This window comes from Nonomuraea sp. H19 (genome assembly GCF_052068215.1).
Taxonomy (GTDB): domain Bacteria; phylum Actinomycetota; class Actinomycetes; order Streptosporangiales; family Streptosporangiaceae; genus Nonomuraea.
Genome location: NZ_JBQHCV010000009.1, coordinates 94,354 through 108,773, shown reverse-complemented (window position 1 = coordinate 108,773; position 14,420 = coordinate 94,354). Strand labels below are relative to the sequence as shown.

The following is a 14,420-nucleotide window of genomic DNA, read 5'->3' as shown; positions in this document are numbered from 1 at the left end:
CGTGGAACAGGAAGGGACGTCCCTCATGGAGCCAACGGGCGCCGCGCCGCTCCGCCCGACGGACTTGCGGGAAATCGGGCCGTACCGGCTGCTGGGGCGGCTCGGCGAGGGCGGCATGGGGACCGTGTTCCTCGCGCGGGCGCCGACGGGGCGTTTCGTCGCGGTCAAGGTCGTGAAGGCGGAGTTCGCCAACCAGGAGGGGTTCGCGGCCCGGTTCCACGCGGAGGTCGACAACGCGCGCCGGGTGGCGTCGTTCTGCACGGCTCAGGTGCTGGACAACGGCAACACCAGGGACGGCCGGCCGTACATGGTGACCGAGTACATCGCGGGCACCACGCTGTCCGACCAGATCGCGAAATATGGGTCTCTGGACCCGGGGCTGCTGCACGGCGTGGCGCTGGGGGTCGCGGCGGCGCTGGCCGCGATCCACGTGGCGGGCCTGGTGCACCGGGATTTGAAGCCGGCGAACGTGATCCTGTCTCTCTCGGGGCCTCGGGTGATCGACTTCGGCATCGCCAGGGCCCTGGACCGGGATACCGGGTTCACGCTTTCCGGCGAGTTACTGGGCAGTCCCGGATGGTGGGCGCCCGAGCAGGTACGCGGGGAGGTCGTCAGCCCTGCGGCCGACATCTTCGCCTGGGGTTGCCTGGTGGCGTACGCGGGCAACGGGCGGCATCCGTTCGGCCGCGGCGACCCCATCACGCTGGCCACCCGCGTGCTGAACACCCCGCCCGAGCTGGGTGCGCTGCCAGCGCCTCTGAACGAGCTGGTCCAGCGGGCCACCTCGATGGACCCCGCCCTGCGTCCGACGGCGCAGGACCTGCTGATCGCGCTGGTCGGCGGCACCACGCCGGCGCCGTCGATCAATCCGCCGACCCTGGTCGCGACCGAGATGCTCAGCGACTGGCAGCCGCCACAGAACGTGGTCGACGAGCCGGACATCACGGCGACGTTCACGACCCCGCCACCGAGCGACACCATGGGCAAGTCGCCTGGCCCGCCGGTCTCCCCCACCCCGGTGGGAGGGGCCGGGCAGAGCCGGGCGTCGATCGAGGAGCTGGCCCGCCGGGAGGAGCAGGCGGCCAAGGAGGAGCTGGCCCGCTGGGAGACTCCCGTCCAAGGGCAGTCCCCCGCTGCTCGGCTGCGGCAGCCCGCCCCGGCGACCCAGGGGCCACCGGCGCAGTTCGGGCAGGCCGGGGTCGAGAGGCAGGCCGGGGTCGAGAGGCAGGAGCGGCAGGCGGCGCCCGCAGGTCAGGGCAACACCGAGACGCGGCCGGGCGGGACGGCGGTCCCGGCCGGCCCCGAACTCCTCCCGAGCGAGCCCGACACCCTCGGTGGCACGCGGACGCCCGGCACCCGGTGGCTCATCGCGGCCGCGGCGGCCGTGCTGGCCATCGTCGTCACGGTGGCCGTGCTGATCGTCACGTCGGCCCGCAACACCGTCACCACCACCTCCGGCGACCCTTCCCAGTCCGCCACCGCGACCCGCGCCAACGACGTGGGCCGGAGGTTCGCGCTGGGCAACGCCTTCGACGACCCGATCGCGATCATCGCGGGCGCTCCCGAGTGCGGGCTGAAGGAGTATGAGGGCAAGAGCGCGACCCAGGGCCAGCTCTGCGTGATCCACTGGACCGTGCTCAACCCCGGCGGCGAGCGGCGGCTGCTGGTCCAGCCCGTGGTGACCATGGTCGACGACCGGGGCGGTGAGCACGATCCGGCGCCCGTCACGCTGCCCCCGGCCATCCTGCCCGGCGCCCGCGTGGCCGGCACCTTCGTGTTCGACCTGGCCAACTACCGCAAGCCCGTGAAGCTGACGGCGACGATGCTCGACAACGGCAAGCAGATCGAGGTGGCGTTGTGAGGATCCGATCGGCGCTCATCGCACTGCTGCTCGCCGTCGGGACCCCGATGCTGCCCGCCACCGCCACCGCGGCGGCCTGCGCGGGGGCCTCCGACTTCGACGGTGACGGCGCGGACGACGTGGTGGTGGGCGACCCGTTCGCGGATGACCAGAAGGGCGCCGTCCACGTGCTGTCCGCGGGCAAGGTCGTCCCCGTCCCCGCGCCGGACCTGGTCAAGGGCGATGCCTTCGGGTGGGCGGCGCGCCTGGCGAAGGTCGACGGCGACGCCTGTGCCGACCTGGTGGTCGGCGCCCCGTACGCGGACGTGGACGGCACCGAGGACGCCGGGGCCGCGTACGTGATCTACGGCGGCGGCGCCAGGCCTCCGCAGCGCCTGACCGCCTCGGAGCCGCAGCGGTTCGCGCACTTCGGCTGGTCGCTGGCGGCCCGGGGCGACCTGGTGGCCATCGGCGCACCGTACGAGGACGAGGCACGGCTCTTGGACGTGGGCGCGATCTACGTACGCAAGGGCACCGGCAGCCTGCGCAGGATCAGCCAGGAAAGCGTCGACGTCCGCGGCAACAGCGAGGTGGGCGACCAGTTCGGCTGGTCGATGGCGTTCGGGACGAAGAACGAGCTGGTCGTCGGCGTCCCGTACGAGAACGACGACGGCGCGGGCCGCCAGATCGAGGCCGGAAAGATCAACTCAGGCTCGGTGGTCTTCATCGACGACGTGCTGGCGGCGCAGATCACGAGCCTGAAGCTGGACTCGCCCACCAACGCCTCGGGCGACAGGTACGGCTACGCGGTGGCGTACTCCGAAGGCTCCGGCTATGCCGTCAGCTCCCCAGGACCCGGCTACGTCCAGCTCCTCGACCCGGCCAGGAAGCCCACGAGGACGGTGGAGCAGGGTGGCAACCAGGCGTTCGGGTTCGCGCTGGCCGCGTCCGCGGACGGCAGGCTGGCCATCGGCGCCCCGTACGGGGGCGGCGTCCGCATCGTCTCCTGGAAGGGCGCCGCCGAGGACCGCGAGCTGTCGACCGGCGACGGGCTGTTCGGCTGGTCGGTGGCCTTCAGCGGCAACAAGCTGTACGTCGGGCAGCCGGACGCGCAGCCGTCCGGCAAGGTCGCGGTGGCCGGCCGGAACGCCGAGAGCCTCCAGTCGCTGCAACCGCCCAAGGGCGCCGACTTCGGGGTGGCGGTGTCCGGTTAGTTGTACAGGTGGGCGCCGCAGGCCGGCCACTGGCTCTGCCACCTGCCGCCCAGCTGCTGGTAGAGAAGCTGCGCCCGGTAGGTCTGCTCCTCCTCCGGCCAGTCGCTCGGCAGCCCCGCGCCGCCGGCGGTCTGCCACATGCGCAGGCTGAACGCGTACATCCCGTAGTAAGGGCCATCCGGGTCGTACGCCTCCGGGTTCCCGTCCGTCTCGCATTCGGCCAGCGCCGGCCAGTCGAGGCCGGCGACGTCCGGCTGGATCGGTGTGGTGTGCGGCGGCCTGACCGTGATGACCGTGCCGTCCTCGGGGAAGCTGTCGAGTGGCGGGTTGACCTGGTAGCCGGGGCGCACCGCGATGTCTTTCTGCCTGAGCACCTCGCGCACCGTCCGAGCGGTGGTGCGGGAGGTGAGCCTGGTGCTCCCGGCCACCACATACACGCTGCGCCTGGTGTAGACGGTGAGCTCCATGCCCGACAGCGGCACCGCGCCGTCGCGGGGCGCCGAGATCTTGCCGGCGGCCGGGGCGATGTCGAGCTCGGCCAGCGCGTCGCCGACTCTCGTGCTGGTGACCATGTGCGTGGTGGTGCGGCCGTCCACGGTCAGCCTGATGAGCCGGGCGCGGCGTACCTCGATCCTGGATCCGTCGGAGACCGTCGCCTGTGCGGCCGGCCGTACGACGTCACCGGACGACAGGGAGACCCCGGCGTCGCCGAGCACCTCGCGTACGGACCCGGCGAAGCTGCGGACCGCCATCGGCCGGCCGTCGACGACCACGGTCACGTCCTTTGCCAGGGACGACACGACGACGAGCACGCCCACCGCCGCGGCTCCCACCAGACAGACCATCGGCGTCCACGGGGAACGCCACGGGATCGGCGGACGCGGCGCGCGTCTCTTGCCTCGCAAGAAACCACCTCCGGTAACGCTGCGTGACGACCCGAACGCTAGCCGCGTTCGCGCGTCCGCATCCACCGGTTCACCAAAAGATGGTCACCACTCGCCGAAGACCGTGACTCCATTGGTACTGATCGCCTCGCACAACTGGTCCGGATGGACCCCCTTGACCTCGGCGAGGCAGCGCAGGGTGAGCGGGATGAGGTAGGGGGCGTTGGGCTTGCCCCGGTGCGGGACCGGCGGCAGGTAGGGGGCGTCGGTCTCGACCAGCATGAGCTCCGGAGGTGCTACGTGCGCGGCCTCACGGAGGTAGGCGGCGTTCTTGTACGTCACGGGGCCGGAGAACGACATGAAATATCCGGCTTCCACACACTTTTTCGCCATTTCGGCGTCGCCCGAGAAGCTGTGGAACACCACCTTCTCCGGCGCGCCCTCCGCGGCCAGCACCTTGAGCACGTCGTCGTGCGCGTCCCGGTCGTGGATGACCAGCGCCTTGCCTGTCCGCTTGGCGATCTCGATGTGCGCGCGGAAGCTCGCGTGCTGGTCGTCCTTGCTCGCCCAGTCGCGGTAGTAGTCGAGCCCCGTCTCCCCCACGGCCCGCACCTCCGGCCGGCCCGCAAGGGTCTCGATCTCGGCCAGCACCTCGGGGGTGGCCTCGTGGGCCTCGTTCGGGTGGATGGCCACCCCGGCGTACACGCCTTCCTGCGCCGCCGCCGCCTCCGCGTTCCACCGGGAGGACTTCAGGTCGTACCCGATCGTGACCAGCCTGGTCACGCCGACCGCCCGCGCCTCGTCGAGGATGCTCCGCACGGTGGCGACCGCCGCCTGCGCGGCCTGCGCCACCGGGTCTCCTGACGACGCCTGCCGGTTGCCCACCATGATGTCCAGGTGGCAGTGGCTGTCGAACACGGGCGCGGAAAGCGGCTCTGGCGCGGCGGGAATCTTGCTCACGGCATCTAAGGTAGCTGCCCCCGGCACCGAGCTTCTCCGGCGCCGAGCCTTCCTTCGCTGACCTTCCTGCGCCGAGCCTTCCTTCGCTGACCTTTCCTGCGCCCGGCGTTCCCGGAAGCACCCGCGCATGGCACGCGGACGCCGCCGAGAACGCTCCCCGCAGCGGTCAGTCGGCCAGCCGGGCCAGTTCCTCGTCCACGACCTTCGGGTCGAGCTTCTTGAACAGCGGCACGGGCGGCGCGAGCGGCGTGCCCGGCTTGATCGGCCGGTGCTCCCAGCGGGCGGCCCCGTCGTATTCGCCGGTGATCACCGGGTAGGGCTCGCCGCCGTCCTCGTCGACCTCACGGATCTCCGGCATGCCCGACCACACGTCCTCGCCGCCGAGCATGGCGAAGACCTTGTTGGAGGAGTTGGGCAGGAACGGCGTCAGCATCGTCTTGGCGTCGTCGACCACCTGCAGCGCGACGTGCAGGATCGACTTCTGCCGGCCGGGGTCGTCCTTGAGCTTCCACGGCTCCTGCTCGGCCAGGTATCTGTTGGCGTCGCGGACCACGTCGAACGCCTCGGTGATGGCGTTCTTGAACCTCGACCTGTTCAGCTCCGCCCCGACCGGGCCGAAGGCGTTGCGCGAGCGCTCCAGCAGCGCCCGGTCGGCGTCGGTGAGGTCGCCGGCCTCGGGCACGGCGCCGAAGTTCTTGGCGGCCATCGAGATCGACCGGTTGACCAGGTTGCCCCAGGCCGCGACGAGCTCGCCGTTGTTGCGGTTGACGAACTCCTGCCAGGTGAAGTCGGTGTCCTGGTTTTCCGGCCCGGCCACCGCGATGTAGTAGCGCAGCGCGTCGGCGTCGTAGCGGGCCAGGAAGTCGCGCACGTAGATGACCACTTGGCGCGATGAGGAGAACTTCCTGCCCTCCATCGTCAGGAACTCGCTGGAGACCACCTCGGACGGCAGCTCGAGCGCCCCGAGCGAGCCCGGCGTGCCACCGGTCTGGCCCCGGCCGCTGTAGCCGAGCAGCATCGCCGGCCAGATCTCGGCGTGGAAGACGATGTTGTCCTTGCCCATGAAGTAGTAGCCGCGGGCGTCGGGGTTCTGCCACCACTGACGCCAGGCGTCCGGGTCGCCGGAGCGCCTGGCCCACTCGATGGAGGCCGACAGATAGCCGATGACCGCGTCGAACCACACGTAGAGGCGCTTGTTGGGCTGGTCACGCCAGCCGTCGAGCGGGATCGGCACGCCCCAGTCGAGGTCGCGGCTGATCGCCCGCGGCTGCAGGTCGCCGAGCAGGTTGAGAGCGAACTTCAGCACGTTGGGCCGCCATTCGCCCTGCTTGGACTGCAGGTAGGAGCCGAGCACCTCGGCGAAGGCGGGCAGGTCGAGCATGAAGTGCTCGGTCTCGGCGAAGACCGGGGTCTCGCCGTTGATGCGGCTCTTGGGGTTGATCAGCTGGATCGGGTCGAGCTGGTTGCCGCAGTTGTCGCACTGGTCGCCGCGCGCACCGTCGTAGCCGCAGATGGGGCAGGTGCCCTCGATGTAGCGGTCGGGCAGCGTGCGGCCGGTCGAGGGGGAAATCGCCCCCATCGTGGTTTTGGGGAAGATATAGCCGTTGTCGAAGAGACCCTTGAAGATCTCCTGCGTGATGGCGTAGTGGTTCTTCGTGGTGGTCCTGGTGAACAGGTCATAGGAGAGCCCGAGCCCGGTCAGGTCCTCGGCGATGACCCGGTTGTAGCGGTCGGCCAGCTCCCTGGCGCTGACGCCTTCCTTGTCGGCCTGCACCTGGATGGGGGTGCCGTGCTCATCGGTGCCGGACACCATCAGCACCTTGTTGCCCGCCATCCGCTGGTAGCGGCTGAAGACGTCGGACGGCACGCCGAACCCGGAAACGTGCCCGATATGGCGGGGGCCGTTCGCGTAAGGCCACGCAACGGCGGTCAAGATGTGCTGGGACATGATTCCAAGCCTACGGGAAGACAGAAGTCCATACTTTACGCGCCGCCGGGCGCGGGGTGATGTCCGTCTGTTACGCGCCGCCGCGGGTGAGTCCATCTGTTACGCGCCACCGCGGGCGAGTCCATCTGTTACGCGCTGCCGTGGCCGGCCACCCGCCGCACTCCGGCTGATGGCCCTCCAGGAAACGCCCTCTGACCCTTCACAAGTCACCCGCCACTACGCGAGCCCACGTTGACCGGCTCCGTGGCGCAAGCGGGCCCCGAGACCGGCGCTGTGGGCCGACGGGCCCCGTCTGGTTCCTCAGTGCGGGCGTTCGGCGCGACGCCGCCCAGAGTGAGCCACGGAGCCGGTCAAGAAGGCGCACCGTTACGGCGGTGCGCCACTGACCGGTCAGAGGGCGTTTCCCTGGACGGACGCGAGCCAGCGGCGGCGGGTGGCCGGCCACGGCAGCGCGTAAAGGATGATTATCGCCCGCGGCCGGCAGCGCGCAAAAGGTGAAGATCACCGCATCTAGTGAAAGATGCTTATTTTTTGGTCTTTTCCAGGGAGAGGGCGGCGGCGGCTTCCTCGGCGGCGGCCGCGGCGTGGTCGACGGGCGTCTCCCGGGTGCGGCGGATGCCGAGGATGCTGATGAACAGGGAGGCGAAGATCGTCTGGAAGCTCACGATCAGCGCCGTGGCCGACGGCACCACGATGCGGAGCGACTCGCGCGGGTCCAGCTCACCGAAACTGCGCACCTGCCAGTGCACCAGCGACATCACCAGACCGACGAGACCGGCCAGCGCCAGCAGGCCACCGACCACCAGCCCCTTCTCCAGGCTGACGATGTCGATGAGCCGCCGGATGCGTGGCGACTCCGGCAGGAATCCCTCCTCGGCCGCGTAGACCTTGGTGAACACCGCGAACAACGCCGCCTGGAAGCCGATCACCACCAGCGCGGACGTGCCGACCAGGGTGTCGACGTCGAAGGCCAGCTCGCCGATCTCCACCGGCCCGAAGGTCAGCGCGGTTCCCGCGACCAGGCCGATGATCATCATCAACACGCCCGGATAGAAGAACAGCCACTTGGGGCTGTAGAGCAGCAGGAAGCGCAGGTGGCGCCAGCCGTCGCGCCAGGAGCGCAGGTGCGGCGGGCGGGAGCGGCCGTCGGGCGAGAGCGTCGTCGGCACCTCGCGCACGTCGAGCCCGGACAGCGTGGAGCGGACCACCATCTCGGAGGCGAACTCCATGCCGCCGGTCTGCAGCTGCAGCTTCAGGATCGAGTCGCGCCTGAAGCCACGCAGGCCGCAGTGGAAGTCGCCGATCGCCGACGGGAAGAACAGCCGGCCGATGAACGACAGCACCGGGTTGCCCAGATAGCGGTGCAGCGGGGGCATGGCGCCGGGGGCGATGCCCCCCTTGAAGCGGTTGCCCATGACCAGGTCGGCGCCGTCGCGTAGCTGCTCGACGAACGCCAGCAGCGAGGTGAAGTCGTATGAATCGTCAGCGTCGCCCATGATGACGTATTTGCCGCGCGCTGCCCTGATCCCGCCCATGAGGGCGTTGCCGTAGCCCTTCTCGTCGACGTGGACCACGCGGGCACCGGCGTCGCGGGCGAGCTGTTGCGAGCCGTCCGTGCTGCCGTTGTCGGCGATCAGGACCTCGCCCTCGATGCCGTGCTCCTCCATGCACGCCAAAGCCTTGCGTACACAGACTTCCACGGTCTCCGCCTCGTTGAGGCAGGGCATGACCACCGTCAGTTCCACGTGTCTACCCTTCAGTTAAGGCTCTTCCAGTGCACCATCATGCCCTGAGTCAGGGTCTGTTCGGGTCACGACCCAAAAACGACTGGCATTCTTTACAGCATGGTGAGCGTCGCGGAGATTACCCCTGTGGACCACTCCGCCCCTGGTCGGGTTGCACGTTGGCTGTCCTTTTTGCGCCGGCATCGGGTGTTCGCCGCAGCCTTCGGCGTCGGCGCCCTGCTGCGGCTCATCACCATGCTCGGCTACGGCCCGGCCATGTGGTTCAACGACTCCTACGAGTACGTCTCGGTGGCGCTGCACCCGCGTCCGCACCCCATCAGGCCGGACGGCTACAGCTTCTGGCTGATGCTGCTCAAGCCGTTCCACAGCTTCGCGCTGGTGACGTTCACGCAGCATCTGATGGGTCTGGCCACGGCGTGCCTGATCTACGCGCTGCTGCGGATCAAGTTCAGGTTGCCGAAGTGGGGCGCCACGCTGGCGGCGGCGCCGGTGCTGTTCGACGCCTACCAGATCCAGCTCGAGCAGCTGGTGATGTCGGACACGATGTTCATGCTGCTCGTGGTGGGCGTGATCACCATGGTGCTGTGGAAGCGGCGGCTGACGTGGAAGGCCGGCGCGGTCATCGGCCTGCTGCTGGCGATGACCTGGCTGACGCGCTCGATCGGCCTGCCGATCCTGGCACTGGTGGTGCTCTACCTGCTGGTCAAGCGAACGGGCTGGCGGCCCATCACCGCAGTGATCACGGCGTGCGCGATCCCCGTGATGGCGTACATGGGGTGGTTCGCCTCCGCGTACGGCAAGTTCGCGATGACCAACAGCGACGGCCTCATCCTTTACATGCGCACGGCGATCTTCGCCGACTGCAGCAAGATGAACATCGACAAGTACAAAGAGGTCCAGCTGCTGCTGTTGTGCATCAACGACCCGGTCAGCCAGCGCAAGGACCACGCGCAGTGGTACCTCTGGGGCCAGGGCAACGGCAACGGCACGGGCACCGGCGAGGTGCTGCACCGGTGGGGCATCAACAAGAAGTGGAGCGACATCACCAACGACGCGGCCAGCGTGTTCGCCACCCGGGCGATCCTGTCGCAGCCGGGCGACTACCTCAAGGTGGTCGCGCGGGACTTCTTCCGCTCCTTCCACTGGGACCGGCCGACTTTCCCTGACGAGCCGACATACCTGATGTATCAGTTCAAGCCATACGTCCAGCTCGACGAGAACGGCCAGCCCAAGCGGCTGCCGAAGTGGTCGTCGTACGCCGGCGGCCGGACCGACACCGACGCGTTCAGCTACGAGCAGGGCCCGCCGGAGACGCGGATCGTGCATCCCTGGGCGGACATCATGAGCGGCTACCAGAAGGTCTTCTACCTGCGCGGCATCATGCTGGGCGGGATCCTGCTGATCGGCCTCTACGGGGTCGCGGTGCGCTGGCGCAAGTTCGGCGGCCCGGTGGTGCTGCCGTGGCTGGGCGCGGTCGGGCTGCTGCTGGCCCCGGCGGCGACGGCGGAGTTCGACTACCGGTACGTGCTCCCGGCCGTCCCCCTGGCCTGCATCGCGGCGGCGATCACCCTGCGCAAGGGCGTCACTTGGGGGCGGTTGTCACCCAAGAACGCATCAGCATCCGAGCCCACCACTCTGCGTGCGTGATCGTCTCGGCGGTCAGCACCGGATAGAGCCACCAGAAGTTGATCAGCACGATGAGCGCGAACGCCCCCACCGTCGCGGCGCCGATCGACCGCCGGGCCGGGGGAGAGTTCTCCCGGCCCAGGATCAGCCCCGCCATCAGGACGACCGCCAGCACCATGAACGGCACCACCGGGATCATGTAGAACAGGTACATCGTCCGGTTGCCGGCGATGGCGTAGTAGAACCACGGCAGCCAGCCGACCGCGAACGCCAGCAGCGTCGCCCCTGCCCGCCAGTCGCGCGAGGACACGTACCAGGCGATCAGGCCGATGAGCGCGAGCAGGGCGCCGTACCACAGAGCGGGGGTGCCGACGCCGAGCACGGCCTGGGAGCATTGGCCGGCCCCGCACGCCGACGGCGGGATGTCCGACGGATAGTAGAACGAGACGGGCCGGATGAGCAGCGGCCACTGCCAGGGCTCCGACATGTACGGGTGATATTCGTGCAGGCCGCTGTGATAGCCGAGCACCTGGACCTGGTAGGTCACCCATGACCGGATCGAGTCGACCACGAAGAACGCCGGCCCCGACGAGGTGGCCTGCGCCCAGTTGCGCCCCCAGCCGCCCGCGGTGGCGAACCAGCCCGTCCAGCTCGCCATGAACACCGCGGCGGGCACGAGCGTCATCGCCGCGAGGCCGCCCGGCACGTCGTACGACAGCGCCCCCCGGTGCGGCTCCCGCAACCCCAGCGCCCGCCTGGCCCCCATGTCCCACATCAGGGTCAGGACCGCGAACGCGATGAGGAAGAAGATCCCCGACCACTTCACCGCGCACGCCGCCCCCAGGCAGGCGCCCGCCGCCAGCCGCCACGGCCTGAGCCCGAGCCGCGGGCCCGTCCCGTTGATCGGCGCGCTGTCGTACCAGCCGGCCAGCCGCCGCCGGGCCCAGTCCCGGTCGGCCACCAGGCACGCGAACCCGGCCAGCACCCAGAACATCAGGAAGATGTCCAGCAGCGCCGTCCGCGACAGCACCAGGTGCAGCCCGTCCAGCGCCAGCAGCAACCCGGCCAGGCAGCCCAGCAGCGTCGAGCGGGTCATCCGGCGCGCCACCCTGGCCATGATCAGGATCGACAGGGTGCCGGCCAGCGCGGCGGCGAAGCGCCAGCCGAACGGGTCCAGGCCGAACAGCTGCTCGCCGGCCGCGATCATCCACTTGCCCAGCGGCGGGTGGGCCACGAACGAGGCGCAGTCAGCGGGCTCGGGGCAGTGCTTGAAGATATCCAGGTTGCCGGACATCAAGCGCTTGTCGGCGATGGGGTTCTTGGCGTCGCCGAGCGTGACCCGCTCGACCCCGTATTTGAGGAGCGAGTAGGCGTCCTTGATGTAGTACGTCTCGTCGAAGACGACGGCCCTGGGATGGCCGAGGTTCCAGAAGCGCAGGATGCCGCCGAAGATCGTCACCAGGAGCGGGCCGACCCAGCCCAGGAGGGCGGATCCCTGGATCGGTGGAACCAGTCGCTGAGCGGAAGCCCCCCAACTCCTCATGATCCGCACTATAGGCGCTTGTGAACCAGGTCATACAGCTCTCGTTTGGGTATCCCCGCCTCTTTGGCGACGTGAGCGATGGCGAGCTTGCGCTGCGCGCCCTCGGCGACCCTGCGGTCCACTTCGGCGACCAGCTCGTCCGGGTCCGGCTCCCCCGCGACGGCCACGTGCCCGGCGACCACGACGGTGATCTCGCCCTTGACGCCCGCGGCCGCCCACCCGGCCAGCTCGCCGAGTCCGCCGCGGCGCACCTCCTCGTACGTCTTGGTCAGCTCCCGGCACACGGCGGCCGGCCGGTCCGGCCCGAACGCCGCGGCCATGGCCTCCAGCGAGTCCGCCAGCCGGTGCGGGGCCTCGAAGAACACCATCGTGCGCTCCTCGCCCGCCAGCGCGGTCAGGCGGCGGGCCCGCTCGCCGGACTTGCGCGGCAGGAAGCCCTCGAAGCAGAACCGGTCGCTGGCCAGCCCGGAGACGGCCAGGGCGGTGGTGACGGCGCTCGGGCCGGGCAGCGCCGTGACCGTGATGCCCGCGTCCACCGCGAGGCGCGTCAGCCGGTAGCCGGGGTCGGACACGCCCGGCATGCCCGCGTCCGTGATCACCACGACCGTGCGGCCCTCCTTGAGCGTCTCGATCAGCTCCTGAGCCCGTGCCGCCTCGTTCTGGTCGTAGTAGGACACCACCCGGCCGGCGATCTCCACGCCCAGGTCGGCCGCGAGCCTGCGCAGCCGCCTGGTGTCCTCGGCGGCCACGACGTCGGCGCTCTCGAGCACTTCGCGAAGCCGGGGCGAGACGTCACCCGCCTGGCCTATGGGGGCCCCTGCCAGCACCAACCTGCCGTCTTCAGTCACCTGCCCATTGTTACAGGGCATCCCAATTGGCCCGCGTTTCTACGGTTCCCTACGTACCTAGTCGGCGCGAGCCCCGTACGATGTCCGAATGGCGGTGACCGATTCTCCACACCAGGCCTACAACAAGCCGGAGGCCGGCGAGAGCCTTCCTCGGGCGCGGTCCGTGCGCGATCGGCTCATCCCTCCCATGCGTGGCAGCGTCCTGTGGGGGTGGCTCGGCCCGCTGCTGGTCACCGTGTTCGGCGGGGTCCTGCGCTTCTGGAACCTCGGTCATCCCAGGTCCGTGGTGTTCGACGAGACGTACTACATGAAGGACGCGTTCTCGCTGATCACCTGGGGGGTCGAGCGGGTCACGATCAAGGACGCGGACAAGGCGATCCTGGCCGACAAGACCGACATCTGGGAGAAGTGCACGCAGGAGACGCTCGACAAGTGCGCCTCCTACGTGGTGCACCCGCCGCTCGGCAAGTGGATGATCGGCATCGGCGAGCAGTTGTTCGGGCTCAACCCGTTCGGCTGGCGCTTCGCCGCGGCCGTGATCGGCACGCTGTCGATCCTCGTCCTGGCGAGGGTGGCGCGCCGGATGACCCGCTCGACGCTGCTCGGCTGCTTCGCCGGGCTGCTGCTGGCCCTGGACGGCCTGCACTACGTCCTGTCGCGGACGGCGCTGCTGGACATCTTCCTGATGTTCTGGGTGCTGGCCGCGTTCGCGTGCCTGGTGGCCGACCGGGATCAGGCGCGGGAGCGGCTGGTCGCCTGGTACGAGAGCTCGCCCATGTCGTCGCACGGGCCGTCGCTCGGGATCAGGTGGTGGCGGATCGGGGCCGGGGTCTGCCTGGCGCTCGCGATGTCGGTCAAGTGGTCGGGGCTGTTCTTCGCGGCGGCGTTCGCGATCATGTCGTTGCTGTGGGACTTCGGGGCGCGGCGGGCCGTGGGGCTGCGGAAGCCGTACGTCGGGGCGTTCAACAAGGACGTGCCGCAGGCTACCTTGGCGTTCGGAATTGTGCCGTTGGTCACGTACATGTCCACCTGGACGGGCTGGTTCGTCAGCGGCAACGGCTACGGGCGCAACTGGGACCAGGCGACCTCGTCCGGGCCGTTCTACTTCGTCTTCGACTCGCTGCGGTCGTGGGTCCAGTACCAGTGGCAGGTCTTCTCCTTCCACAGCGACCTGGAGTCCTCGCATCCGTACATGTCCGAGCCGTGGCAGTGGCCACTGCTGCTGCGTCCCGTGGCCTTCTACTACGAGGGCAAGCAGAACGCCTGCGGCGTCAAGGACTGCTCCGAAGCGGTGCTCGGCGTGGGCACCCCGGTGATCTGGTTCGGCGCGGTGGCCGCACTGGTGGCGCTGATCGCCTACTACGTCTCCTCGCGGGACTGGCGGGCGGGGGCCGTGCTGCTGGCGTACGCCATGGGCTGGCTGCCGTGGTTCTACTTCGCCATCGCCGACAACCGCACGATGTTCCTGTTCTACGCCATTCCGATGGTGCCGTTCATGGTGCTGGCCATCACGTTGTGCGCCGGGCTGCTGATAGGTTCTGCCGCGCCGCAGACAGCCGAGGAAGGCGTGCCGGTGCGGCGTACGGTCGGGGCCGTCGTCGTCGGCGCCTTCGCCCTGCTCGCGCTGATCAACTTCTGGTGGCTGCATCCGATCCTGTCCGCCGAGCTGATCCCCTACACGGAGTGGAAGGCCCGCATGTTGTTCGACAAACGGTGGATCTGACGCGCTCACGGCCTGCTCATTAGTGCTTTCTTAGGGTAGTCACTGTGCAAGACCCAATACGCAGCGGATTCGGTAATCGTCAGGCCAGG

At 69.4% G+C, this 14,420-nt stretch carries 10 protein-coding genes; 4 read left to right on the top strand and 6 right to left on the bottom strand.

Annotated features, from left to right (window positions below):
- Nucleotide 1: 1 nt before the first annotated feature.
- Together ACTMTI_RS21375 and ACTMTI_RS21370 are read left to right on the top strand one after the other, a co-directional pair.
- Entirely contained in the window at nt 2–1,861 is a 1,860-nt protein-coding gene (locus ACTMTI_RS21375; RefSeq protein ID WP_441122207.1) for a protein kinase domain-containing protein, read from the top strand.
- Nucleotides 1,858–3,054: a hypothetical protein gene (locus ACTMTI_RS21370; RefSeq protein ID WP_441122206.1), complete on the top strand. Its 1,197-nt coding sequence runs from the start codon at nt 1,858–1,860 to the stop codon at nt 3,052–3,054. Before ACTMTI_RS21375 ends, ACTMTI_RS21370 begins: the two co-directional genes overlap by 4 nt.
- Here the strand turns inward: ACTMTI_RS21370 and ACTMTI_RS21365 are convergent.
- The 4 genes from ACTMTI_RS21365 to ACTMTI_RS21350 form a co-directional block, all read right to left on the bottom strand.
- A complete protein-coding gene (locus ACTMTI_RS21365; RefSeq protein ID WP_441122205.1) occupies nt 3,051–3,887 on the bottom strand; it encodes a ubiquitin-like domain-containing protein in 837 nt (278 codons plus the stop codon). The two genes, ACTMTI_RS21370 and ACTMTI_RS21365, sit on opposite strands and share 4 nt — an antisense overlap.
- Nucleotides 3,888–4,043: 156 nt before the next feature.
- Complete coding sequence (locus ACTMTI_RS21360; protein ID WP_441122204.1) at nt 4,044–4,898, bottom strand: TatD family hydrolase; 855 nt, start codon at nt 4,896–4,898, stop codon at nt 4,044–4,046.
- 166 nt (nt 4,899–5,064) lie between these two features.
- Entirely contained in the window at nt 5,065–6,846 is a 1,782-nt protein-coding gene (gene metG / locus ACTMTI_RS21355; RefSeq protein WP_441122203.1) for a methionine--tRNA ligase, read from the bottom strand.
- Nucleotides 6,847–7,370: 524 nt separating this feature from the next.
- Complete coding sequence (locus ACTMTI_RS21350; protein WP_441122202.1) at nt 7,371–8,591, bottom strand: glycosyltransferase family 2 protein; 1,221 nt, start codon at nt 8,589–8,591, stop codon at nt 7,371–7,373.
- Between the two features lie 171 nt (nt 8,592–8,762).
- Here ACTMTI_RS21350 and ACTMTI_RS21345 point away from each other — a divergent pair, with 171 nt between their 5' ends.
- Nucleotides 8,763–10,238 (top strand): hypothetical protein, encoded by a 1,476-nt coding sequence (locus ACTMTI_RS21345; protein WP_441122201.1) that lies wholly within the window; start codon nt 8,763–8,765, stop codon nt 10,236–10,238.
- Here the strand turns inward: ACTMTI_RS21345 and ACTMTI_RS21340 are convergent.
- Together ACTMTI_RS21340 and rsmI are read right to left on the bottom strand one after the other, a co-directional pair.
- Entirely contained in the window at nt 10,174–11,760 is a 1,587-nt protein-coding gene (locus ACTMTI_RS21340; protein WP_441122200.1) for a dolichyl-phosphate-mannose--protein mannosyltransferase, read from the bottom strand. The genes ACTMTI_RS21345 and ACTMTI_RS21340 overlap by 65 nt on opposite strands.
- Before the next feature lie 8 nt (nt 11,761–11,768).
- Complete coding sequence (rsmI, locus tag ACTMTI_RS21335; RefSeq protein WP_441122199.1) at nt 11,769–12,629, bottom strand: 16S rRNA (cytidine(1402)-2'-O)-methyltransferase; 861 nt, start codon at nt 12,627–12,629, stop codon at nt 11,769–11,771.
- A 67-nt stretch (nt 12,630–12,696) separates the two neighbouring features.
- On the opposite strand from rsmI, the gene ACTMTI_RS21330 reads away from it, so the two are divergent.
- A complete protein-coding gene (locus tag ACTMTI_RS21330; RefSeq protein WP_441122198.1) occupies nt 12,697–14,331 on the top strand; it encodes a dolichyl-phosphate-mannose--protein mannosyltransferase in 1,635 nt (544 codons plus the stop codon).
- Nucleotides 14,332–14,420: the final 89 nt, after the last annotated feature.